This window comes from Paenibacillus alba (assembly GCF_013204855.1).
Taxonomy (GTDB): domain Bacteria; phylum Bacillota; class Bacilli; order Paenibacillales; family NBRC-103111; genus Paenibacillus_E; species Paenibacillus_E alba.
Genome location: NZ_JABMKZ010000024.1, coordinates 70,453 through 93,274, shown reverse-complemented (window position 1 = coordinate 93,274; position 22,822 = coordinate 70,453). Strand labels below are relative to the sequence as shown.

General features: G+C 49.1%; 20 protein-coding genes. 12 read left to right on the top strand and 8 right to left on the bottom strand.

What is annotated here, in order from left to right:
* Positions 1-156: 156 nt before the first annotated feature.
* The 3 genes from HQN90_RS25130 to HQN90_RS25120 all read left to right on the top strand — a co-directional run bounded on the left by HQN90_RS25130 (position 157) and on the right by HQN90_RS25120 (position 3,592).
* Positions 157-1,371, top strand: a complete 1,215-nt coding sequence (locus HQN90_RS25130; protein WP_173223819.1) for an MFS transporter — start codon at positions 157-159, stop codon at positions 1,369-1,371.
* 82 nt (positions 1,372-1,453) lie between these two features.
* Positions 1,454-2,674: a multidrug effflux MFS transporter gene (locus tag HQN90_RS25125; RefSeq protein ID WP_173223817.1), complete on the top strand. Its 1,221-nt coding sequence runs from the start codon at positions 1,454-1,456 to the stop codon at positions 2,672-2,674.
* Between the two features lie 111 nt (positions 2,675-2,785).
* Positions 2,786-3,592 carry a hypothetical protein gene (locus tag HQN90_RS25120; RefSeq protein ID WP_173223815.1) on the top strand — a complete coding sequence of 269 codons (807 nt, stop codon included), beginning with the start codon at positions 2,786-2,788 and terminating at the stop codon, positions 3,590-3,592.
* A gap of 127 nt (positions 3,593-3,719) precedes the next feature.
* Here HQN90_RS25120 and HQN90_RS25115 read toward each other — a convergent pair whose 3' ends face one another.
* Positions 3,720-4,670, bottom strand: coding sequence for a DNA-3-methyladenine glycosylase 2 (locus HQN90_RS25115; RefSeq protein ID WP_173223813.1), 951 nt, complete (start codon positions 4,668-4,670; stop codon positions 3,720-3,722).
* Positions 4,671-4,827: 157 nt separating this feature from the next.
* Between HQN90_RS25115 and HQN90_RS25110 the strand changes: the two genes are divergently transcribed.
* From HQN90_RS25110 to HQN90_RS25100, 3 genes are all read left to right on the top strand, one after another.
* Complete coding sequence (locus HQN90_RS25110) at positions 4,828-5,370, top strand: bifunctional transcriptional activator/DNA repair enzyme AdaA (RefSeq protein WP_173223811.1); 543 nt, start codon at positions 4,828-4,830, stop codon at positions 5,368-5,370.
* A 38-nt stretch (positions 5,371-5,408) separates the two neighbouring features.
* Complete coding sequence (locus HQN90_RS25105) at positions 5,409-5,963, top strand: methylated-DNA--[protein]-cysteine S-methyltransferase (RefSeq protein WP_338042380.1); 555 nt, start codon at positions 5,409-5,411, stop codon at positions 5,961-5,963.
* A 1,378-nt stretch (positions 5,964-7,341) separates the two neighbouring features.
* Complete coding sequence (locus HQN90_RS25100; protein ID WP_173223809.1) at positions 7,342-8,160, top strand: radical SAM protein; 819 nt, start codon at positions 7,342-7,344, stop codon at positions 8,158-8,160.
* A 377-nt stretch (positions 8,161-8,537) separates the two neighbouring features.
* Here the strand turns inward: HQN90_RS25100 and HQN90_RS25095 are convergent, their stop codons facing one another.
* Positions 8,538-9,479 carry a helix-turn-helix domain-containing protein gene (locus tag HQN90_RS25095; protein ID WP_173223807.1) on the bottom strand — a complete coding sequence of 314 codons (942 nt, stop codon included), beginning with the start codon at positions 9,477-9,479 and terminating at the stop codon, positions 8,538-8,540.
* Between the two features lie 214 nt (positions 9,480-9,693).
* Between HQN90_RS25095 and HQN90_RS25090 the strand changes: the two genes are divergently transcribed.
* The 3 genes from HQN90_RS25090 to HQN90_RS25080 all read left to right on the top strand — a co-directional run bounded on the left by HQN90_RS25090 (position 9,694) and on the right by HQN90_RS25080 (position 13,277).
* Positions 9,694-10,431: a ThuA domain-containing protein gene (locus HQN90_RS25090; RefSeq protein ID WP_079410388.1), complete on the top strand. Its 738-nt coding sequence runs from the start codon at positions 9,694-9,696 to the stop codon at positions 10,429-10,431.
* Between the two features lie 126 nt (positions 10,432-10,557).
* Entirely contained in the window at positions 10,558-12,171 is a 1,614-nt protein-coding gene (locus tag HQN90_RS25085; RefSeq protein ID WP_173223805.1) for an AraC family transcriptional regulator, read from the top strand.
* Between the two features lie 113 nt (positions 12,172-12,284).
* The gene (locus tag HQN90_RS25080; RefSeq protein WP_173223803.1) at positions 12,285-13,277 is read left to right on the top strand and encodes an ABC transporter substrate-binding protein; all 993 of its coding nucleotides are present in this window, start codon (positions 12,285-12,287) and stop codon (positions 13,275-13,277) included.
* An 86-nt stretch (positions 13,278-13,363) separates the two neighbouring features.
* Here HQN90_RS25080 and HQN90_RS25075 read toward each other — a convergent pair whose 3' ends face one another.
* A complete protein-coding gene (locus tag HQN90_RS25075) occupies positions 13,364-13,846 on the bottom strand; it encodes a CBO0543 family protein (RefSeq protein WP_173223801.1) in 483 nt (160 codons plus the stop codon).
* Between the two features lie 164 nt (positions 13,847-14,010).
* On the opposite strand from HQN90_RS25075, the gene HQN90_RS25070 reads away from it, so the two are divergent.
* Positions 14,011-14,601 (top strand): CBO0543 family protein, encoded by a 591-nt coding sequence (locus tag HQN90_RS25070; protein WP_173223799.1) that lies wholly within the window; start codon positions 14,011-14,013, stop codon positions 14,599-14,601.
* A gap of 51 nt (positions 14,602-14,652) precedes the next feature.
* Here HQN90_RS25070 and HQN90_RS25065 read toward each other — a convergent pair whose 3' ends face one another.
* The 5 genes from HQN90_RS25065 to HQN90_RS25045 form a co-directional block, all read right to left on the bottom strand.
* Complete coding sequence (locus HQN90_RS25065; protein ID WP_246362825.1) at positions 14,653-16,224, bottom strand: HAMP domain-containing sensor histidine kinase; 1,572 nt, start codon at positions 16,222-16,224, stop codon at positions 14,653-14,655.
* A complete protein-coding gene (locus HQN90_RS25060) occupies positions 16,221-16,922 on the bottom strand; it encodes a response regulator transcription factor (RefSeq protein WP_173223865.1) in 702 nt (233 codons plus the stop codon). Before HQN90_RS25060 ends, HQN90_RS25065 begins: the two co-directional genes overlap by 4 nt.
* 94 nt (positions 16,923-17,016) lie before the next feature.
* A complete protein-coding gene (locus HQN90_RS25055; RefSeq protein WP_173223797.1) occupies positions 17,017-17,805 on the bottom strand; it encodes a hypothetical protein in 789 nt (262 codons plus the stop codon).
* Positions 17,806-18,217: 412 nt separating this feature from the next.
* Positions 18,218-19,057: an SDR family oxidoreductase gene (locus HQN90_RS25050; RefSeq protein ID WP_173223795.1), complete on the bottom strand. Its 840-nt coding sequence runs from the start codon at positions 19,055-19,057 to the stop codon at positions 18,218-18,220.
* A gap of 160 nt (positions 19,058-19,217) precedes the next feature.
* Positions 19,218-19,628, bottom strand: a complete 411-nt coding sequence (locus HQN90_RS25045; RefSeq protein WP_173223793.1) for a MarR family winged helix-turn-helix transcriptional regulator — start codon at positions 19,626-19,628, stop codon at positions 19,218-19,220.
* 277 nt (positions 19,629-19,905) lie between these two features.
* On the opposite strand from HQN90_RS25045, the gene HQN90_RS25040 reads away from it, so the two are divergent.
* Together HQN90_RS25040 and HQN90_RS25035 are read left to right on the top strand one after the other, a co-directional pair.
* Positions 19,906-22,128: a sensor histidine kinase gene (locus HQN90_RS25040; protein WP_173223791.1), complete on the top strand. Its 2,223-nt coding sequence runs from the start codon at positions 19,906-19,908 to the stop codon at positions 22,126-22,128.
* Positions 22,125-22,820: a response regulator transcription factor gene (locus HQN90_RS25035; RefSeq protein ID WP_173223789.1), complete on the top strand. Its 696-nt coding sequence runs from the start codon at positions 22,125-22,127 to the stop codon at positions 22,818-22,820. The genes HQN90_RS25040 and HQN90_RS25035 overlap by 4 nt, the downstream gene beginning before the upstream one ends.
* Positions 22,821-22,822 lie beyond the last annotated feature (2 nt).

Genomic DNA, 22,822 nt, shown 5'->3' with positions numbered 1-22,822 from the left:
CTTGAGTCTGCTCATCGGCAGAAAAGTTTTCTTTCATTAGACTATTAAAGAGCATTTTGGATAAAAAACTTCTATTGATCCTTGTTTGACAGGTTCGAGAAGGCAATGGTAAATTTAGTGGCAGTTGCAACTAATTTTACTTTAGGTGGTGAAAGCATGGAATTCCGCTGGAAACGTAATCTGTTTATTTTATGGATTGGTGTATTTTTTTGTGGGATGGCTTATACGCTTTCGATACCTTTTATTCCACTTTTTTTGCAGGAAGAGCTGGGCATTCATAGTGATGTTGAGGCTTGGTCGGGAGTGACCTTTTCAGTTGGCTTTTTGGCGAGCGCCTTGATCGCGCCCTATTGGGGATCGTTAGCGGACAAATATGGCAGGAAGCCCATGCTGATCCGATCCGGATTTAGCCTATGTGTGGTTTATTTCATTACATTTTTTGTACATGATCCCTATATCTTTATTATTGTTAGAATTTTGCAGGGGCTGATGGCAGGGTTTATTCCTGCTGCTATTGCGTTGTTTGGCACGAATACGCCGGATAAACAGGTGGGCTACGCTTTGAGCGTAATGTCGACGGCGACGGCAACTGGCGGTATTCTCGGTCCGTTGGTTGGCGGTTTGCTAAGCCATTGGGTTGGAACACGGGAATGCTTTGTCTTGTCTGGCTGCATCATGCTCATATCCGCAGCGATTGCCCTCATTTGGGTGAAAGAAGTCCATGACAAGCCTAAAGGGGCTCGGCCCAGCGTTCTAGACGATTTGAAACAAGCCGCAGGCAACAAGCAGTTGATGCGGATTTTCAGCATGACGCTAATAGTGGCGACGTCTGTTATGGTTTTGGAGCCGTTGCTGACGCTCTACGTGGTTGAGATTGGCGGCAGTGCCAAGGGGGCATCCCTGAGCTCAGGCATCATTTTCTCAGCCGTAGGTGTAGCTACCGTCATTATGGGGTCTAGGTGGGGAATCATCGGACAGCGAATCGGCTATGACAAAACGCTTTATATTGGATTAATAGGCGGAGGCATCGGAAATCTTTTGCAGTTAGGCACGCATAATCTCATTGTGTTTGGCTTGTTGAGGTTTAGCTATGGCTTGTTTTTTGCTGCAGTTTATCCAGCATTAAATGCACTTATTGTCCAATATGCCGATAGCGAATTCCGTGGCAGAGCGATCAGCTTAAATCAAACTGCAAACCAGTTTGGCATGATGGCAGGGCCGCTGATTGGCGGGCTGCTTGGAGGATGGATCAGCATTCAATTTGTTTTTATCATAACGGGCGCAGCCCTGTTAGGGTCGGCACTAACGATGAAGTTAAACAGTCGGAGAGAAGCGAAGCAGTCGCTTTTGGATAGACGGTCCATAACATGATTTGCTGACGCAACTCCCTCTAGACAAAATCAACAGCCAATGTTAGCTTAAATTAACTACTTAATGAAAGTTGTGATCATCTATGTCCAATCCAATGGCTTCTCAAGCGAGCCTTTCTTCTAGTCGTCCGATTCGCTTGTGGATCGTGCTTGTGCTTGGTGCGCTGGCTTCCTTCGGTCCTCTCTCGTTAGACATGTACCTGCCGGCGCTGCCTGTCATCGCGAGCGATCTACATACCACAACCTCGCTTGCACAAATGAGCTTAACAGCCTGCATGATTGGCCTCTCCATAGGTCAGCTAATTGCAGGATCGGTCAGTGATGTGCGCGGCAGGCGCATACCGCTGCTGGTCGGGCTTGTTATTTACGCGCTTGCTTCTATTTTTTGTATGTTTGCACCGTCGATTTGGCTTTTTCTGCTCTTGCGCTTTGTGCAGGGGATGGCAGGGGCAGCGGGAATCGTTATTTCGCGCGCCATTGTCCGGGATATGTACGAAGGGGTGGAGATGACGAAGTTTTTCGCGCTGCTCATGCTCGTTAACGGGGCCGCGCCCATTCTTGCTCCTATTATAGGAGGACAATTGCTGGAGTTCACTTCTTGGCGTGGGGTCTTCCTTGTGCTGAGCTTAATCGGAGTGGTGATGTTCATTGCAGTTGTGCTTGGGCTAAAAGAAACCCATCTGCCGGAGCGCCGCTCGAAAGGCGGACTGTCCAACACATTGCGAACGTTTCGCGGCTTGTTGACGGACCGTTTGTTCATGGGCTATGCGCTAACGCAAGGGCTCGTTTTTGCAGGCATGTTTGCCTATATTTCGGGTTCGCCGTTTGTTTTGCAAGAAATTTTTGGAGTTTCTCCGCAAATGTTCAGCTTGTGCTTCGCGATCAACGGCATCGGTGTCATCATCGCCGGGCAAGTGACGGGAAGGCTCGCAGGCAAAATAAGCGATGAACGATTGCTGGCGAGTGGGCTTGTAATGGCGGCATTTGGCGGCATCTTATTGCTTATCGCGACCCTTGCAGGCGCGGGGCTTTATGTTATTTTGACGGCTTTTTTCTTCATCGTATCCAGTGTGGGTCCAGTGTCCGTAGCAACCTCCTCTCTAGCACTCCAGAGCCAAGGGAAGACGGCAGGCAGCGCGGCAGCGTTGTTGGGCTTGCTCTCATTTATCATAGGAGGCATCATTGCCCCGCTTGTTGGTATTGGGGGAAGCCAGACCGCGGTTCCTCTCGGCATTATCATTGCTGTGATGGAAGTGGGAGCGATCCTTTGCTTTGTTTTGCTAACCCGTACCAGAAGGCCATAGCGCAAGTCCCTCATCTTTTTCTCATGAAGTAAAACGAGTTCTAATTTTCTTCACAATTAGCCTTTATACTGAAGAAAATACGACCAATTCATGAAAAAGGTGGAGTAAAAGATGAAGCAAATTCACAAGAAAGTACTGATTGGTACGCTCTCAGCAGCATTGCTATTAGGCGGCGGCTTCGTGCTTCAGCATAATCAAGTATTCGCTGACGAGACGGCCAAAGCGACACCTGCAGCTCAGAAGGATACATTCAAGGATCGAAATCATAAAGGCTTTGAAGGACACGGACCTGTTAAAGGCGGCTTTGAGTTCGGAAAAGGACCGCAAGATTATGCGGCTATTCTCGGAATCGACCCGTCCGTTCTGAAAGAAGAGATCAAGCAAGGTAAAACGCTGGCTCAAATTGCACTCGACAAAGCCAATCTGACAGAGGAAGCTCTCCTTGGCAAATTAACGGAAGCTGAGACGAAGAAGATTGACGACGCTTTAAGCGCGGGTAAAATAAAGCAAGAACAGGCCGACAAACTGAAGTCGGATCTGGCGGAGCGTTTGAAAAAAGTTGTCGAGGCTAAGCCGAAGACCATGAACTTCAAAGGAGCGCCTAGTCCAGGACAACGCCCGGGCGGTATGCCGGGAGGAAGTTGGGGCAATCCGCAAGAAATTGCCAAAGTGCTGGGAATCACCGCAGAAGAGTTGAATTCGGAGCGCAAAGCCGGCAAGTCACTTGCCGAAATCGCTCAAGCCAAAGGCATAACGGAAGATGAGCTTATCGCCAAGCTGAAAGACAGCTTAACGGATGAACTCAAAAGCTTCGTCGAACGCAAAGGCGGAGAGCATCCAAGCGCCCCACCCCGTCATGATGGGCAGAAACATGTTGGGAAGCCTGGTGCATCACCAGCTCCAACCGAAAAGAAATAACTCCAAAAGGCTGCCCCTTCGATCGAGAGATCGAGAGGGGCGCCTTTTTTCCTTTGGCAGCTGAAGCGGCGATGGCTTCAAAACGCAAACGACTCCAGTGATTCCTATTGCCCGATCGGAGCGCCGATTAATACAACACCCGCCACAAATAAAAAGTGGCATAAGCCTCCCAACCTCTCCACCCTTCAGCAAGCTCCTGAATATGGGGGAGAGAAGGCTTCTGCTCCAAGCCAAGCACATGCTTGAGTGCGTTGTGCAAGCCCACATCAGCGAGTGGGAACGCCGCGGGGTTCCGCAAGCAGCGCATCAAAACGTAATTGGCGGTCCAGGGGCCAATGCCGCGAATATGCAGCAGCTCTTTTTCCATTTCGGCGGAATCCTCTTTCCTTAAGAGTGCCTCTTTGGACAAAAGCCCTTCCGCCATCAGCTTGGCAACACCGATCAAATACTCCGCCTTTTTCCCTGTGAATTGCAAAACGGTCAAAGCATCAGGTGTCAGCTCAGCAATCCGCTGCGGCGTAGGGAACGCCCAATAGGTCTGCCCCTCCCAATCGAGTCGGGTGCCGAACGTTTCTACAAGACGTCTTTTGAGCGTATAGGCAAAAGTCAGATTGATCTGCTGTCCGATAATGCCCCAGCTCATCGCCTCGAACAGATCAGGAATCCCCATCAGTCGCAGTCCATAGAAATCTTGCGTAACCTGACTCAAAATGGGATCACCCTGGGCTAGCGCGTAGAACGGTGCAAGATTAGTTCCAAGATCAAACCATTCCCACACATACCGGGCGACTTCCTCGCGCAATGCAGGGGTTATCGCGGCTTGCTGATTCGTCAGCAAACGAATATGCAGATGACGGTTGTCCTCACTGTTGACAGCAGTTAGCACAGAGTTATCCCCAATCTGGATAAGCTTGAAAATCTCCAAGTTATCCACATGAAAAAGACATTCATTGGTGGAGCGGGATAAGTAACCGATATTTTGTTCATATCGAAAAGGCTCGGGGATCGGCAGCCTAAGCGTGCTCGTCAAGTCGCACCATTGGAGGATGGATGGGTCAAAAGGTTGATACGGCTGCATAGTTAGTTCTCCTTTGCCTGATTAAGTTTCTTCCTCTATTATCGTGGAAAGCGGCTTTTGTAATCTTGCTTTCTCATCTTCACACCCTTACAACGCCAACTGGGTTTGGGTATACTGTGTGTAGAGGGCGAGGGATTCTGAGAGGAGTGAAGGGCTGATGCACGAACGGTTTTGGCAAGCAATTGTGACGAATGATGCGGCCTATGACGGCACGTTTTATTATGCAGTGATGACAACCGGGATCTTCTGCAGACCTTCTTGCAAATCGAGAGCGCCGAAGCGAGAGAACGTTCGGATTTTCATCGATCGCCAAGGGGCTATGGCCGAAAATTATCGTCCCTGCAAAAGATGCAGGCCAGACGGCATCAGGCTGCCGGATGAAGAATGGGTGATGCTGATGAAGGCTCATATCGAAGAACGATATGCCGAGCCGCTGACGCTCACCATCTTGGCAGACCAATTCTATGCCAGTGTGTATCACTTGCAGAGGACTTTTAAACGTGTGCTGGGCGTTACGCCACTCATGTATCTTCAGCAAGTACGGATCGAGGCGGCTAAGCGGCTTTTGCATGAAACGGATCAAGCGGTGAACGCGATTGGCGTTCAGGTGGGGATGCCGAATGCGGCACATTTTGCCACACTGTTTCAGAAAAAAACCGGGTTAACGCCAACGGAATTCCGTCAATCTATCTTCACCTAACCATAACCATAACCATAACCATAACCGAGGAGGGTTCGATGATGCAAACAGAACGGAAAAAGCTGATTCACTGGGGGATGGTACGTATTAGTGAGAGCCATTTCATCCTTGCAGCAACGGATCGAGGACTGTGCTATCTACAATTTCATGAGAGTGATGCGGAGCCTCCTATTCATTGGGGGCACAAGCAATTCCCCGAGCATAGCTGGGTAGAAGACAAGGAAGACGTTCTCCAGCCTTACCTTGTCCAAATTGAGGAGTACTTGAGTGGACTACGTACCGAATTTACACTCCCTTTGGATTTGCGTGGGACAGAATTTCAGCAAGGGGTGTGGCGTGCACTAAATGAGATTCCGCATGGGGTGACGCACAGCTATTCGGAGATCGCGCAGGCGCTGAATAAACCAAGCGCAGTCAGAGCAGTAGGCACAGCAATTGGCGCTAACCCGATACTCATCGTGGTGCCGTGCCACCGGGTAGTAGGGAAGAATGGCGCGCTTACCGGCTACCGGGGTGGATTGGTGAATAAGGAGAAGCTGCTGGAGTTGGAGGAGTTTCGGACAGGGAAAGCCTCAGGGGGGCCGAGAATGTGAGGGGCTCGCAATGGGTGAGGCTTGAGGTGTTGGGGAGAGCGGAGAAGCAATGAGCTGCGTGGGAGACGAGAGAGGCGTGAGAGGTGGGGTGCTGAGTTTCGTGGGAGACGAGAGAGAAGCAGGACCGAGTTTCCTGGGAGAGTGAGAGTTGAGGCACCGAGATATGTGGGAGAGGAGAGAGAAGTAGGACCGAGTTGCTTGGGAAGGCGTGAAAGGTGAGGCATCGAGGTGCGTGGGAACCGAGAGATGTGGGGCACCGAGATGTGTGGGAGGCGTGAGAGTTGAGGCATCAAGGTGTGTAGTTTTTGAACAGAGGGAACTGTGATCACTTATAGTGTTGTTATGGCTCTGTGAATTGAGCCCAGCTAGTTTGCATGCTTTTTCGCATAATTCCTGCAATTATGCATCCTTTTGGGCTTGGTTCAGCCCAAAATCCAAAAATTCCTGCGATTATGCATGTTTTTGAAGCATTTTCTTGATTCCAAGATGAAAATGCCCAAAAAGCCTGCACAATCGCAGGCTTTCCCCTCTTTTCACACCATCGCGTTGAAAAAGCCTGCACAATTGCAGGCATTTCAGAGTTGCTTAGCCATATGGGCAGCTCTTCCTTTATGATATCCACCCTAGGTGGTCCAAACTCTAGATCTCTGCCCATCCAAAAGGAACTGAGATCCGCTATATGAGCCAAAACGTGTGATTTTATATCCAAAAGGAACTATGGTCCGCTATTTCGCCGCTTTGAGCCCCAAATTGCACAATTTCTACGAAATAACGGATCTCAGTTCCCTTTCAGTAAAATATTGCGTTGTTTTCGGCAAATAGAGGAGCATGGTTCCGTTTGACGGTGGGGAATTTCCGATGTGCGGGATTTGGATGAGGTAGGCAAGTGGAGCTATGAGGTAACGGGATGGGGAATAGGTAAGAGAAGTAAATAAGAAGTAGTAAGTAGTAAGTAGTAAGTAGTAAGTAGTAAGTAGTAAGTAGTAAGTAGTAAGTAGTAAGTAGGAGTAAGAGTAAGAGTAGGAGTAGGAGTAGGAGTAAGAGTAGGAGTAAGAGTAGGAGTAGGAGTAGGAGTAAGAGTAGGAGTAGGAGTAGGAGTAAGAGTAGGAGTAGGAGTAGGAGTAGGAGTAGGAGTAGGAGTAGGAGTAGGAGTAAGAGTAAGAGTAAGAGTAAGAGTAAGAGTAGGAGTAGGAGTAGGAGTAGGAGTAGGAGTAGAAGTAAGAGTAAGAGTAAGAGTAAGAGTAAGAGTAAGAGTAAGAGTAAGAGTAGAAGTAGAAGTAGGAGTAGGAGTAAGAGTAAGTAGTAAGAGTAAGTAGTAAGTAGTTAGTAGCAAGGAGTAAGAAGCAATCAGTAAGCAGTAGGCAAGAGGAGGTAGCTAGTGTCTATAAAAAAAAGCCATAAATCAGCGAGGCAGCTTCTGACCAAAGCTAGCGGTTTTCTAGAGGGCTATTCGCATACGTTAAACCCCTACACTGGGTGCGTCTTTGCTTGTTCTTACTGCTATGTGAGGCAGATGCCGGTGGCTCTTTTTCGCGACGAGGGCTGGGGCGACTTCGTTGATGTTAAGGATAACGCAGCCGAGCTGCTGGCGAAGGAACTGGCCCGCGCCAAAAACAGAGGGCCCGTCAAGATCTTCATGTCTTCGGCGACGGACCCGTACCAGCCGATTGAGCATAAGGAGCGGGTTACCCGCTCGCTTCTGGAGGTGATGTCCGTGCATCCGCCGGACTTCTTGTTTGTACAGACCCGCAGCCCGCTGGTCACGCGGGATGCAGATCTGTTCGAGCTGCTCGGCGACCGAGTGAGAGTCAGCATGACGGTTGAGACGGACCGCGAGGAGGTACGCCGAGCATTCACCCCGTCCGCGCCGCCGATTCCGGCGCGGCTGCAAGCCCTGCGCGAGCTTGCGGCTCGCGGCATTCCCGTGCAGGCCACGATAGCGCCTGTGCTGCCAAGCTCGGAGCAATTCGCCGAGCGGTTGGCGGGCATCGTGGATCGTGTGTGCATCGACGACTATTTCATGGGCGATGGTAGTGGAGGCAAGCGCACGGAACGCATCGGCGTGCGCAAGATCTATGACGCGCTGGGGCTGACCGACTGGTACAGTCGGGATGCGTATAGACGCGTTCACGAACAGCTCCTGCGGCATTTTCCGCAGGAGTGTGTGTTTTTGAGCCAGGAAGGCTTTTTACCTTGAGGCTATAGCTCTAGGGCTTCTAGACTGGAGTCCCTGGCCACGAGAAGAGTGCTCCGGCAAAGTGTTCCGCCTCGAGTCACTGAGTCTCGAACCACCAAGCCTCCAATCATCCAGCTTAAGCAGTCCCAACTTTGGTTCCCCAGTAGTTCCATCACCTAACCCGTCCGCGCGAGCGAAGGAGCTCCGCAGCATCACCATCGCCTAATCCGTCCGCGCCAGCGAAGGAGCATCGCAGCATCACCATCAGCTAACCGTCGGCGCGAGCGAAGGAGCATCGCAGCTGCACCATCGGCTAACCCGTCCGCGCCAGCCACGGAAAGCAGCTCAGCTCCTCCCCGCTTTATTCACCAGAGCAAGCTACTGCAACTTCACCCCGCCTAATCCGCCTGCGCCAAAAACGGAATCACATCCACTTGGCTGCGCATGCGCTGTTTGAACTCTTTGGGCGAGCATTGGTTGTGGCGTTTAAAGAGCTTGTAGAACTGCGCCATGTTGAGGATGCCTACTTCATAGCTTACGTCCATAATGCTGAGGTCGCCGGTGAGAAGGAGGCGTTCGGCTTTTTTGATTCTTTTGTAATTTACGTAGTCGACGAAGGATATCCCCATGACCTTTTTGAAATACTTAATAAAGTAATGATAGCTTAAATTGAGTACGCTGCAGACGTCTTCAACCGTAATACGCTCACTGAGATGTTTGTCAATGTAGTCCAGTGCTGGACGTACCCGGGAGATGCCGGAGTCTTCGGTGAAACCGGAGAAGTCGCGATGATCATTGCGCAGCAGCAAAAGTAGCAGATTCTTGATCGCTGCGCTGATGGCCAGCTCATAGCCAATCTTTCGCGACTGCGACTCTTCGTAAATTTGCATAACGAGTGCATAAGCTTCCTGTTTAACGGCAGGGTTGTCGCGGAATACCTCATTGAATGCCTCTAGTGGATGCGTCAGCTCGGAGAAGCGGTGCAGATAGGGCATGGTGCTAAGGTCAAAATGCTGCTTGAGATCAAGCTGGAAAACGATTTGTCTTAAGGGACCTGGTGCATACGTATGCGTTCGATGCGGCTGGGAAGATCCGAAGACCATAATGTCTCCCGGCGTCATAACGGTATAATCATGCTTGGTTTGGACACCGAGCTGACCTTGAGCAACGAGCAGAAATTCAACTTGCATATGTGAATGCCAACCCCAATCTGAAGGAGGACCAGCCTGCGGGGTTTCATGCATCATTTCCCATATTTTCAAAAAAAGCAAAGGGTTCTGATAAATGACTTCTTCATTTGTGATTTCAGTTAAGGGTCCGGGGCGATGGATAGGTTCCATGGTTAATGCATACCTCGCAATTCGTAAGTAGGACATTTTTGAATACGCGAAAAGTTAGTAAATGTAAGGGTTTATCAGGAATGAGTATACCACTGTTTCGGAGTAAAGGACACTATTGAATAAGAAGTAGGCAGAATCTTGTCTTTATTTTAAGCAGGTTACTGTCTATACTCAGAAGTATGAATGAATACGCTATCTTGGAGGGAATAAAAAAATGAGTCAGAAACTAAAAGTTACGGTATGGAACGAATTTCGTCATGAAAAAGAGAGTGAAATTGTACGCGCGGCTTACCCGGACGGTATTCACACAGCGATTGGTGAAGGGTTGGCAGGAGCAGTTGATGTCACTTATGCCACATTAGATGACGCTGAGCACGGCTTGTCCGAAGAAGTTCTGAACAACACGGACGTTCTGATTTGGTGGGGACACAAAGCGCATGATGAAGTACAGGACGCTATCGTAGATCGCGTTCAAAAGCGCGTATGGGAAGGCATGGGACTCATTGTGCTGCACTCCGGACACTTCTCCAAAGTATTCAAAAAGCTGATGGGCACTTCCTGTGACCTCAAATGGCGTGAAGCCGACGAGAAGGAACGCCTTTGGGTTGTTGCCCCAGGTCATCCAATCGTAGAAGGCATCGGCGAGTACATCGACTTGGAAGCAGAGGAAATGTACGGCGAGCACTTCGATATTCCACAACCGGATGAGTTGATCATGGTTTCTTGGTTCGAAGGCGGAGAAGTTTTCCGCAGCGGTTGCACATTTAACCGTGGCAACGGGAAGATCTTCTACTTCCGTCCTGGACATGAAACTTACCGTACGTATTACAACGAGCAAATTCGCCGCGTCATCAGCAATGCGGTTCATTGGGCTGCTCCAACTACGCGTGAGTATCCGAAATACGGCAATCACAAACCACTTGAAGTAATTAAACCAAAAGTTAACGCCTAATCTATAGGGCTTGCAGAAACCGGTGTCGATGAAATCGATATCGGTTTTTTTGCATGATTGAGAACGCACGAATAGCCGTTTTGTGCTACGCTAAGGCAAAAGACAGAAGGAAACGAGGGATCAGCGATGAATGAGGCTTTAGCAAGATGGCTGCCGCTGGATGAAGTGGCGCTTAGGCTGCTTCAGATTCACTATCATCGTTTGGACACGGATGGATCCATCAAGCTGCAGATCCCGGAAGTCTACAGAATGCTGCTTGTCATAGGTGGTGAAGGCAAATGCATGGTCGATGGCGAGTGGATTCCCCTTCAACGAGGGAGCTGTTGTCTGCTGCGGCCGGGGACGTATACGGCTGCCAGCTTGAGCACGGGGGAAGGACTGGCGTGGTACGATTTCACCTTCGAGGCTGCTCCTTACGATCAGAAGACGGTAGGCTTATGGGGGGATGTGGGCCAAAGTGACAAAGTATGGTGCGGCGGTATCCCTGAACATTCGCTCGCTCAAGCAGTAGATCTCGCCAAACGGCTCTATATGGAGCGCGATAGTGAGGAACGTGTCGAACGATTCCGTTTGAATGTTGTTTTTCAAGAGCTCCTTTACTGGGTGATGAAAGATCTGGGCAACGAAGCTGCCGGACAAGCGAAGGAGCGAATTACCCGGATAATCGACTATATGGAGCGTCATTTCCAGGACAATCTTACAAGAGATAAGCTTGCGGAAATGGCTGGCATGAGCCCGGAATATTTCTCTCGTTTATTTAGGAAAGAGACGGGCAAGACGCTGGGTGAATATTTGACGAACATTCGCATCAATCATGCGAAACGGGAGCTGATTCGCGGTCAAGCGTCAATTGGCTGGATTGCGGAATACGCCGGCTATGGAGAACAGTATTATTTCAGCCGCAAATTCAAACAAGAGGTCGGGATGTCGCCGTCAGCCTATATCGATAAACAAAGAAATCACGTGGCATGCCTATTCTCGCCGTATCTAGACCATATGCTCGCACTAGGGGTTATCCCTTACACGTCCATGATTGATAGGGCGCATCCCTTGGCGGCGAAATTGCGAAGATCCATTCATTTAGGAGAGCAGGAGGCCGAGTTAGGCGACCGTAATTTGAGCCAACTGCTGCAAATTGAGCCGGATCTGATTCTTTGCAGCCAGTACATTGATCCTAAGCTGGACAGAATGCTGAATCGAATCGCACCAACCTTCACCATCCCTTACAAGCAGGAGTGGAGGCGCGTTTTGGGGGAAATCGCTGGTTTGCTGGGCAAATCAGAGGCGTTGGACGAGGTGCTTCTCCGTTATGAGCACAAATGCAAAGAAGCAGCGCGACAGATCAGAGCAGCTATCGGCGAGCAAACGGTTGCCTTGCTGCGAATCCACGCGGATCAAATTCGTTTGTATGGCGGGTCGATGCATTCGTATACGGCACCAGTGCTGTACGGAGATTTGGGACTGAAGGCCCCAAGTCTTGTGCGCAGATTGGCTTGGGATGACTACTGGGCCAGCGTGTCCATGCCGCTCTTGTCACAGCTCGATGCAGATCGGCTGCTGCTTGTCGTTGATCCTGGATGTGAAGAGAAGGCACAGACGGTGATGGACAGCCGAGGCTGGCAGGAGATTCCGGCAGTGAAGCAAGGGAACGTCTACCGTGCGGATTATTATACATGGATGAGCAGCGGCATTTTGATGAATTCCATGAAGATTGAGGAAGCGTTGCGTTTCTTGGGATAGGCTGGATGTCACAATTGTCCATCTGAATGAACGGTTTTGTCCTTGGCAGCCTAGGAGGGTTACGATACAATTGATAACGATTCTCAGTAATGGCGCAAGGAGTGGTAATAGATATGAGCAAATCTCGTTTATGGATGATGGGGGTATTGGCTGTCACATTAGGGGTATCCGTTGCAGGGTGTGGGTCAAAGAATACGAATTCTGCATCGGGAGGCAGCGCGGGCACAGCGACAGTCAGCCCAAGCAGTACTGCGAAGGAAACGGCATCTGCCAAGCCTGCAGCTCAAGAGAAGACCGTTAAGGATGAAATCGGTCATGAAGTGAAGATTCCTGCTGATCCCAAGCGTATTCTTGGTATTTATCTGGAGGACGAGCTGCTGTCGTTAGGCATTCAACCCTTCAAGCAATCTAAGATCGGAACGTGGAGCGGGCAGGACTATCTTGGCCTTTCGATACCGTCCATCGATGTGAGCGGGAGTGTAGAGGCTGTTCTAGAAGCGGCGCCTGATCTCATTTTGGAAAATGTGTATGACGAGAAAAGGTACGGCCAATTTTCCAAGGTCGCTCCGATGTACGCCTTCAAGGATGCGAGAGCAGATTGGAGAGCGACTATTCGCACCCTAGGGGATCTATTCAGCAAGCCAGATAAAGCGAAGGATGTCATTGAGAACTATGACCAGAGAGCCAAGCAGGCCGGAGCTGCCATCAAACAAAAGATTGGCGACCAGACGATTGCCATCGTTCGTGTTCACACGAAAGAACTTCGTCTTTATGGCGGCCCGGGTTATGCCGGACCTGTTGTTTATCAAGATCTGGGGCTTGCGCCGTCGAAGCTTGTCAAGGAATTAATTTTGGACAAAAATGGGAAAGTCGTGCCGTTATCCATGGAAATGATCCCGCAGCTGGATGCTGATCATATCTTTATTACAACGGATACAGGAGCCGAGGAGAAGACGAAGGAATTGCTGGCCAATCCGCTGTGGCAGAGTCTTCCGGCAGTCAAAAAAGGACATGTGTATCAAGTGAACTTTGAAACGTGGATGAAAAGCGGTCCGATCGCTGATGGCAAGAAGATCGATGATGTGCTTGCTGCGCTTGTAAAATAAGGTTCGCCGCCGCCAAGGCTGTTTCTTCAGCAGTATTAAACTGCCAGAGAGACGGCCTTTTCACGTTGATCTTTTGGCGAGTTTAACTAATACAAGTAACCAAAATAGAAGAGGTAAAAAAGGGTGCATAGCAAGGAAAGCAGCATGGCCCATAGGAGGTGGATATAATGCAATCGAAGCATAACAAACATATTGAGATCAAAAACCAACGACCACCAGCCATTCCAGCCAGCATGATAGGTAATTCTCCCCAGTTTGTAGCCCAGCAATTCAATGATGATATACATCAGTGTCCATTTGAGGATATGCGACATTTTCGATAATGTATTTGTCATTGGGAAGTTGGAGAGAAAGAGAAATGCTGTTAAAGGATAGATGAGGAAGGTATGGAGCAGCACGGTGCCGGTATAGTTTAAGAAAAAATCGGGCTCTAAATGCCATTCATAATGCGCTTCATGGGAAAAAAGCTCATAGAGAAGCTTTAAACAAGAGATGTACAACATCGTTGGGTAGTACTGTTTGAATTGCTTCCAGTCCCCCCAGCGCCAAGCCGCTGCTAATACCCACATGCATATGATGATATGAATAGTAATGCTCCCCCTCGAAATCGTTCTGCGTATACTACTTTTTCCATATTTATGGGAAATAATTCGAGGTCAACCAAATAATTGGATTAAAATGGAAAAATATGCGGATACTGTAGTATCTCTGAACGAAAGTGATGATCTTTAGGATGCTTAATTTCACTGATACCGATTCTCTGATTGAGCTGATATTCACAACACTTACACTTATTGGATCTTTGCTAATCATGCGTCATAACTGGAAAAGATACAGCGTCCTTTTTCTTATGAGTGCTGTCGTCAGTGTGATTCTTTGTTATGTCTTCGTAGAAACAGGACTCTACAGCTTTCCGATTCGACTATTTCCGAGCTTATCACCCATGCCAATAACGACGATTATTGCTGTATTCTCCTTTTTCGTTTTGCTTGGTGTGAGGTTTAGTCCTGCTATGTGGGCTTGGAAAATTCCATTTTACTGGGTTATGGTGCATGTCGGCATGTTGGGGGAAACGTTGGCTTTGCATAAAACGGAGCTTATTCACTACGTGAAATTTTGGGACGTTTGGGATTCTTACACCTGGTGGTGGATTTACCTGCTTGTTTTTGAATGGGTAGGAGGCATGGTCATACCGGTAGAAAGCCGGAAGTCCATTCACCATGAGTGGTTGCAATATGGAAGATTAGGCTGGTTTTTGCTGCATTTTATTTTGATTTTGACGATTTTTTTAGGCGGATTTTATTTAGGAAGGGTCAGCAAATAAAAACGTGCTGCTCCTTTGCTCTAAGCCAGCAAAGAGGCAGCACGCCATAGTCTATGATGCGTTCTGATCTTTTTTATTAGGGTTCTGCTGAGCAGGCGCAATATAGAACGAAACGCCGTTTCGATCATTCTCAGCGTAAATGGACATGCCATGGTGATCCATAATTTGCTTCACAATCGCTAGTCCGAGGCCGAATTGACCGTCTCCGCCTGAGCGGAAAGGCTCAAACATGTTGTCCGCGATGGATTGATCCAGAAGCGGGCCGTCATTGCTCATTCGCAGCTCTGAGAGCTGGAAGCTTCCTTTTACCGCATGCTCATGCGCGGTTACTAGGATCTGAATACGGCTTTTGGCATAGCGAAGCTGGTTGTCGAGCAAGTTTTCCAAAGCAATTTTCCATTGCTCTTGATCACCCACCAGCTGGGTAGACGGGGCGAGATCCATCTCCCATTCGACTTCAGGACGGCGATAGCGCAGCCGCTCTACAACATCTTCAATGACGGTTTGAATGTCGAAGGCTTTGAAAGGTTTATCCCTTGCGGTCACATAGTTCAGCTTATTCAGGAGCAGCAGATCGCGAATACGCTTTTCCAGCCGCTCGCCCTCTTTCATAATAACACCCACACTGTCGCTCAGGGTTCCCTTCGGGAAGACGCCGTCTTGAATCGATTGCGCGTAGCTGCGTATGACCATGACAGGCGTTTTCAACTCATGCGAGGTATGCTGCAGGAAAAACTGCTGGGCATGATCCTGCCGCACGAGGCGCTGGCGCATGGATTCGATCGCTTTGGCAAGGCGGCCAATCTCATCTTTGCGACCGGTTTCGATGGGTTCATGCCAATCGCGTTCAGCCATGCGTCCCACATGGCGCTCCATTTGAATGAGCGGGCGTGTGAAGTAACGAGCCAGCAGCAAACAAGGGAGCCAGCTAATGACGATAAGTCCGACCATCATCAGCATCAGTCTGCCGAACATGGTCATGACCAGATCATTGCGATAATTGCCCCAGGCATAAGACACGATAAAGTTCGGCTGCCCTTGAAACTGTTCTTTGCGAATGACGTAGAAAATGCTTTTGTTGTCAATACTGCGGGTGTATTTTTCGACAGGAATCATCTGAGCCATTGCGTCTTTCTCCATAGCTTGCATAAAAGGTTCTTGGACTGTGGTAGTGGAGCTGATCGTCTGCTCGAGTGCGGTTCCGCTTATCATGAAATGGCGGATGGACGGACCGCTCCATGTGCCAGTTAGCGGTGCCATCGTTTGTGTGGCCAGCGTGGAATCAGCCGAAATGCCAGCCACTGCTGTCCCCATCTCTACTCGGGGGACAAGCAGAATGCCATTTTCGTCAGAGATCATGGGCTGAGCCCTCGAAGTCGTCCTGGAGAAGGACGATAAAGGCAAGGCAGGCATGACGGAAGTCTGCGCTGCTGTTAACGTAGTAGTTTCCATTTTGAGGCCGCTTTGCGTATCAAATAAAATGTCATAAAGCTGCTCGGTGAAGAAGCCTTTTAAAGTCCAAGGCAGCAGAAGTGCGAGAAGTGTAAAAATGAATAACGTTAACGCGGCGAATGCTCCCCAAAGTTTAAGAGCCAGCGGCCACTGCACGAGATTAAGTTTCATGCTTTCACCATCCTGTATCCGTACCCATATACGGTTTCTAAGCGCAAATCCGGCAGCTTGCGGCGAATTCTGCGCACCAAATCATCAACGACCCGATCCGTTCCGAAGTAATCCATTCCCCATACCGCTGTCAACACTTGTTCACGTTCTAGAACTTGCCCATGGTGATTAATGAAGTAAAGCAGCAGTTCAAACTCTTTGGAAGTCAGCTCTAATTTGCTGCCCTGCTCATCTGTCACCGTGCGAGCTTGCTCATCGATCAAATAGGAAGCTAACGTCAGCTTGGAGCGCCGTTCTTGAGAGGCTGTTGCCTTGCCCGCCGCATAATGCCCGCCGTATACGCGCTCCAACAGCTTGCGCGTACGAATTACAAGCTCGCGAGGAAGAAAAGGCTTGGCCAAGTAATCATCACTCCCAAGCTCAAGACCGATAATCCGGTCAATATCCGCATCACGAGCGGATATGAAGATAACAGGCTGCGTCGGCTGATCGGCTTTAATCTCCCGCATCAGCTGATACCCGTCTACGCCGGGAAGCATAATATCGAGGACCCACAAGTCCGGCCGCTCTGCGATAGCTGATCTTGCCGATGTTCCATCAGCGAACGAACGCACTTGCCACCCCTCTTTCTCCAAGTAAGCGGCTAATAATCCTCTTAGATGTTCTTCATCTTCCACTAAATAAATGTGATACATAATCGTTTCTCCTTCTTCTCTGTCTGCGATGGGGAAAAGGTGGAGCCGTTCGCAGTTTTTGCGCGCGGTTCCACCGGATTCGTACAGCCGATTTCATCTATTTTTTGGATTCTTCTGTTGATTCTGCTTTTGCTTTTTCTGCTGCTTCTTTGATTTTTACAGCCATCGTACGGATAGACTCTGTCTCGCTTTTGTAATCTTTCAGCAGCTCAGGCAACAAGCTTTTGATTGTTGCCGCGTCGTCCGCTTCTACGGCTTCGGCAAGCTTTTGCTGGCGTTTAAAGGATTCTGTAGGCTCACCTTTCATTATAGCACCCGAAGTCACGCCCTCAAATGGAAGTGCTTGGACAGCTTCCGTACTTGGCAATTCATCGCTGTTCAACCTTTTAATGAATATGGTATCGCTAGGGGAAAGTTTTGCATCTTTGTCCGACAGTTCAATGGCTGGAAGTGCAGGAATCGCTTCACCGGCTACAACAGACTCGCTAGTAATAGTAGTGGCCTTAGTATCATCTTTAACTGCTGAACCGTCCACATTTTTCAAGGTTACACTTCGGAAAGTGGCCATCTTCGGCAATTCGTTCTCTGCTTGTTTGCGATCCTCCAGTGCCTGTTTCCATTGCGTCAAAGTTTCTGGAGCGTAAGTACTGGCTAGGAGCTTCAAATAATTTCTTTGATGCGCGGGTTGGAACAACAAGCTGGCTGCACTTGCCTGTACTTGGAAGGAACTTGTACTGGTTGTTGTGTTTGCTGCGGTAAGCGTAGTAAGTTCTTTTGTTTCCGTATTGGAATCAGCGGCAGAAGCGCCAACTGCTCCGAAGGCCATAGTTGCGGCGAAGGCTAGAAGACTTACTCGACTTGTGTAACGTTTGATTTGTGTTTTCATGGTAGAAAACTCCTCTCGATATATGTGATAGTGGGGAATGTGTTTCCCTTACTTCTTCACTTTACCGAAAGATTATGGACATCCTATCGTAACATTGTGGGAAATTGTGTGTGTGTGCATTTCTCACAGCTGCCCATCCCACCAGCAAATAGGCTGAAAACTGCAAAAGTGCAGGCATTTTTCATTTGAAATGGTTCAAAAGAGGAAAAGCCTGCGATAAAGCAGGTTTTTCAAACATTTTCATCCCGAAATCAGAAATGAGCCGTAAAAACCTGCACAATCGCAGGAATCTATCAAATAGAGGCTATTCCAAGCACAAAAGGATGCACAATAGCAGGTTTTCTCTCACATATGCGGAAACCAAAAGAACCTACCTTCATCCAAAGGGATGAAGGTAGGTTCTTCTAAATCTTTATAAGTTCAAATGCTGCTTTCGCGTGTTCAACATGCCGTCCAAACCCGTAGGGTCTTGGCTTACTTTGTATTGAACGAAGGTGTCGGCTGCTTCTGAAGTTCGAATACGGAGCGGCTTGGGCTCCATGTCGACGAGCTTCGCCATGACATCGGCAACGGACTCCGACGTTTGAGGGACAACATTCCGCTTCGCGAAGGCATCCATATACTGCGTCAGCATCGGCTTGTATTCATCTTCTAGAATACCTCCGGTTTGCTGTACATGTCCAAGCACCGTGCTGTTGAAGTTAGTTGCAATCGCACCAGGCTCGAGCAGCGTGACATCAATATTGAAGGTAGGCTTGTAATAAGTAGCCAAGCTTTCCAATAAGCCTTCCACGGCGAATTTTGCCGCGCAATAAATTTCATTGAAGGGTTGCCCGACTAAACCGCCGACACTTGTTGTTGCAATAAGATGACCGCTCGCGGATTTGCGCAGAAGCGGCAGACCTGCACGAATCGTATGCATGACGCCATAGACATTCGTATCGAAAACTTGATGGATTTCTTCCATCGTGGCTTGGCCCAACGCTCGAAGGAAGCCGAAGCCCGCATTGCAAAACAGAACATCAATCCGGCCCTCACTCCTGTCGATTTCAGCAAAAGCCTTATCCATCGACGCCGGACTTGTAACTTCCATTTCAATGAAGTGAAGATTTGCCTGCTTGGCGTGCAGAGCTTGATCCCTCTCTACGTGTCTTGTTCCAGCGTAAACCGTCCAACCTAATTCAGCGAATTTCTGAGCCGTTGCCAAGCCGATACCCGATGATGCTCCTGTAATTGCGATAATTTTGCTCATCTATGATCACTCCAATGTTAAATTTATAAACTGTTTAATAACTATACAATATACAAAGAGAACAAAATAGTCAAGTTTAAACTGGCAGCTGACAACAAATAAATCGAACCAGCTTGGATGCCAATTCGATTCTTATCAGTACTTATTCTCATTTCTATTGTTATAGCGGCAATTTCTCCAACAACTTTTGGAGCTGAACAAGTTCTTCTGCTGTATAAGGCTTGAAGAGCTGCTCGATTTTGTTATTATACGCCAGAAGAATCTCATTTATCAGCGCATTTCCTTTGTCAGTTACCTGAAGCAGATGACTCCGACGACTTGTCGGATGTGGCTTGCGAACAACGAGGTCCCGCTCTTCCAATTTATCCAGCAGCTGTGTGATGGCACCGCGGGTTAATCCGAATTCGTTGGCGATGTCAACGGCGATGCAGTCCGGATGCTTGCGTAGAAATTCCAATGCATACATCATGATCGGCGTGATGTGAAAGGGGGGCAGCACTTGTGTCAAATAGGAGGAGATAGCATTTTTAATTTCGCGAAATTTGTACGTAATAACGAGGTTGTTATCCATGGCTTTGCCGCCCTTTTGTTTAGTTTCTATACATTATAACAAGAGTGAGGGAGGGATTCCAAGCTTGTGGGATGCGATAAGCCAAAAAAAGAGACCCACAGCAACGGGCTGCGGGTCTAAGTTTTATATTTTAAAGGGGGGTTGATCTTTATTATAGCCATGGTTCATTAAAAGAAGATGAAAATCATATTTCATTTTCATTACATTTTTGCTAATGGTAAAATAAAGCTAAGCATGCTTCTACATTTTACATAGCTGCGCAGAGTGGAGGTACCTATTGAAGCACTATTCCATGCGTTCCCATTTGACGTTGACTTTCGCGATCATGGCGATGATTCCGATTTTGATTCTTGGCAGTTTTCAAGTTTCGCAAATTACGCATATTACCCAGGAATCCAACCGAAATCAGCAAATGACCACCTACCGGCTGGGGGATGCGGTTCAAGATTATATGTATTATCACCGGAATGCGGTTGAAACCTTAGCGGCAACGATTACCGCCTCGGATGCGGCCTTTCGAACGCGCGAGAGCTTAATGCTGAAGCTGCATTCCTTGCAAGACAACTTGGCTGGCTTTACGGGCATTTATGTCGTTGATCAAAATGGTGTGATTAAAGCGACCCATTCCGCGGCAAATCAAACGCTGATTGGCATGGATCTGAAAGATCGGGATTACACCATACGGGTGCAAGCAACCCCCAAGACCATTGTCTCCTCGTTGTTTCGCGGTCTTGAGGGAGCCGATCGGCCGGCTGTGGCGATTGCTGTACCGATCTATAAGGCGAACAAGCAGCCTGATGGCTTTGTTCTCGCTGTACTTGAGCTTGCTCCGATTAAAGAGCTGGTTACCAAATACGATTACGGCAAAGAAGCTTATCCGGTTGTACTGGATCATGCGGGCAAGCCGATCTACCATCCGAATGCCGCTTTGACGGAATCCTTGACAAGTTTGTCCAAGGAACCAGTGGTTGTGGATGCGCTTCGCGAGCACAAAGGCGAAGGAACCTATCAATTGAGCATCTCCGGGCAAAAAGAGCTGATTACCTACAAGGTGATTCCCGAAGTCGATTGGATTGTATGGGTCAGCAGATCCAAAGCCTCGGTCAATGCTGCATTTACGGAATCACTGAGCCTAACGGTGCTGCTGCTCATCATCTCACTCATTTTGACCGTCCTGCTCGGAAGCTATTTGGCGAGACGTTTGAATGGTACGATTCATGCCTTGGTTGGCTATACCCAGCGTCTTGCGGGAGGCAGCTTTGTAGAGCGGGACAGTAAGGCCGTGCCTCGTGGCGCCCCCTTGGAGCTGCAAATGCTGGCGGATCATTTCTTCCGAATGGCTGAGCAAATCAAAGAAAATCAAGGTGCGCTTCTACAGCTGAACAGTGAACTGGAAGACCGCGTAGAGGAGCGAACCCAGCGCTTGCAGGACGAGCACGCCACATTAAATGCGGTGCTCGAGAGCATGTCCGACGCGATTGTTTTAATTGATGTGAATCAGCAGGTTGTTTATGCCAATCATCGAATGGCTGAAATTTTTGCGATTCCGATGCCAGAGCTGGCGATTATGCAGGAGGATGTCCTTTTTGAACGGATTGCCGATCTGCTGCCCGAACGTCAAGAGGAGCTGCATAAGCTGGCGGCAGGGCCTAGAGTACAGGGGGCGTTTACCGTGCAGGCTGAGCATGGCAAAGAGCGCTTTATGATGGTTTCAGCTTTCCAGGTAGCCCGGGATGGGCGGGTTTTTGGCCGCGGCTACGTATGGCGGGATATGACGAAGGAGCATGAAATCGATGCGCTCAAAAATGACCTGATTTCTCTGGCTTCCCATGAGTTCAAAACACCAATCACCAGCATACGCGGCGGTGTTGAAACGTTGCTGCGTGTCGACGCACAGTGGGAAGAAAGCTTTAAGCAGGAGCTGCTGGAAGGAATCCATGAGGATATCGGGCGCATTCAGGATCTAATTGACGATTGGCTCGACATTTCCAAAATTGAATCAGGCGCAATGCGCATCAACCCGCAGCCTCTGCGTGTGGAAGCTATCGTGGAAAGCGCAATGAGAAGGCTCCCGCAGCAGGCAAGCGAAGCTCATACGCAATTCGAAGTGCAGCTGGCTGAAGATCTGCCGCTAATTTATGCCGACAAGCTCCGGATGGAGCAGGTGCTCGTAAACTTGTTCACCAATGCGGTTCGATATAATGAGCAGCATCCTATGATCCGAATCACCGCTGGGGCTGATGAGCGATTTGTGCATCTGGAGGTTCACGATAACGGGATCGGCATTTCCTCTGAGCATGTAGATAAATTATTTGATCGCTTTTACCGTGTGGATGTCTCCTCCAGCCGGCAAACGGGGGGAACGGGACTTGGCCTTGCGATATGCAAAGGCATTATGCAGGCGCACGGCGGAGAGATTCACGTTGTGAGCAAGCCTGGCGAAGGAAGCACTTTTAGCTTAGCCATACCGCGGTTCAGAGGGGAAGAAGAGCAGATATGAACAAGAAAAAAATCATGATCGTAGATGATGAACCGAAAATTGTCCGCTTCGTTGCGGCGAATCTCAAATCGTTGGATTTCGAAACGCTGACTTGCCAAAGCGGTGCTGAGGCCCTGGAGAAGGTTGAAGGCTTTGATCCGGATTTGATTTTGCTGGATTTGATGATGCCCAGCATGGATGGGTTCGAAGTGTTAAAAAGACTGCGCTCCTACTCCGGCGTACCGGTCATTATGCTGACCGCACGCAGCAATGCGGCAGACAAAGTGCAGGGGCTGAATCTGGGAGCGGACGATTATTTGACGAAGCCATTCTCGCTTGATGAGCTGTTCGCCCGCGTGAATGCCGTGCTTCGCCGGATGGACGGCCGTATGGCAGCGCCCGTCACGACAAGCGAAATCACGCTTGGCCTGGTGACAGCTAATCTGGCACAGCGGCGCATCTGGGTTGGGGACACAGAGGTCAAGTTTACGGAGACGGAGTACAATCTCTTCGCTTTGCTCCTGCAGCATGCGGGCAAAGTCATGACGCATGAGCAGCTGCTCAGCGAAGTGTGGGGCAGCGAATACCGCGACGAAGTCGAGTACCTGCGGGTCACGATTGCGCGAATTCGCCAGAAACTCAAAAGCCTTGCGGAAGGCCAGGAGCTGATTATAACCTACCCTGGAGTAGGTTATATGGCGAAGCAGGACTAGAA

Excerpts from the sequence above, each read along its gene's own strand:
- HQN90_RS25050 (WP_173223795.1), bottom strand. The coding sequence starts at position 19,057 with ATGAGCAAAATTATCGCAATTACAGGAGCATCATCGGGTATCGGCTTG.
- HQN90_RS25105 (WP_338042380.1), top strand. The coding sequence starts at position 5,409 with ATGATGCAAACAGAACGGAAAAAGCTGATTCACTGGGGGATGGTACGT.
- HQN90_RS25045 (WP_173223793.1), bottom strand. The coding sequence starts at position 19,628 with ATGGATAACAACCTCGTTATTACGTACAAATTTCGCGAAATTAAAAAT.
- HQN90_RS25120 (WP_173223815.1), top strand. The coding sequence starts at position 2,786 with ATGAAGCAAATTCACAAGAAAGTACTGATTGGTACGCTCTCAGCAGCA.
- HQN90_RS25095 (WP_173223807.1), bottom strand. The coding sequence starts at position 9,479 with ATGGAACCTATCCATCGCCCCGGACCCTTAACTGAAATCACAAATGAA.
- HQN90_RS25115 (WP_173223813.1), bottom strand. The coding sequence starts at position 4,670 with ATGCAGCCGTATCAACCTTTTGACCCATCCATCCTCCAATGGTGCGAC.
- HQN90_RS25075 (WP_173223801.1), bottom strand. The coding sequence starts at position 13,846 with ATGTGGGTATTAGCAGCGGCTTGGCGCTGGGGGGACTGGAAGCAATTC.
- HQN90_RS25080 (WP_173223803.1), top strand. The coding sequence starts at position 12,285 with ATGAGCAAATCTCGTTTATGGATGATGGGGGTATTGGCTGTCACATTA.
- HQN90_RS25090 (WP_079410388.1), top strand. The coding sequence starts at position 9,694 with ATGAGTCAGAAACTAAAAGTTACGGTATGGAACGAATTTCGTCATGAA.
- HQN90_RS25130 (WP_173223819.1), top strand. The coding sequence starts at position 157 with ATGGAATTCCGCTGGAAACGTAATCTGTTTATTTTATGGATTGGTGTA.
- HQN90_RS25065 (WP_246362825.1), bottom strand. The coding sequence starts at position 16,224 with ATGAAACTTAATCTCGTGCAGTGGCCGCTGGCTCTTAAACTTTGGGGA.
- HQN90_RS25070 (WP_173223799.1), top strand. The coding sequence starts at position 14,011 with ATGCTTAATTTCACTGATACCGATTCTCTGATTGAGCTGATATTCACA.
- HQN90_RS25035 (WP_173223789.1), top strand. The coding sequence starts at position 22,125 with ATGAACAAGAAAAAAATCATGATCGTAGATGATGAACCGAAAATTGTC.
- HQN90_RS25110 (WP_173223811.1), top strand. The coding sequence starts at position 4,828 with ATGCACGAACGGTTTTGGCAAGCAATTGTGACGAATGATGCGGCCTAT.
- HQN90_RS25055 (WP_173223797.1), bottom strand. The coding sequence starts at position 17,805 with ATGAAAACACAAATCAAACGTTACACAAGTCGAGTAAGTCTTCTAGCC.
- HQN90_RS25125 (WP_173223817.1), top strand. The coding sequence starts at position 1,454 with ATGTCCAATCCAATGGCTTCTCAAGCGAGCCTTTCTTCTAGTCGTCCG.
- HQN90_RS25085 (WP_173223805.1), top strand. The coding sequence starts at position 10,558 with ATGAATGAGGCTTTAGCAAGATGGCTGCCGCTGGATGAAGTGGCGCTT.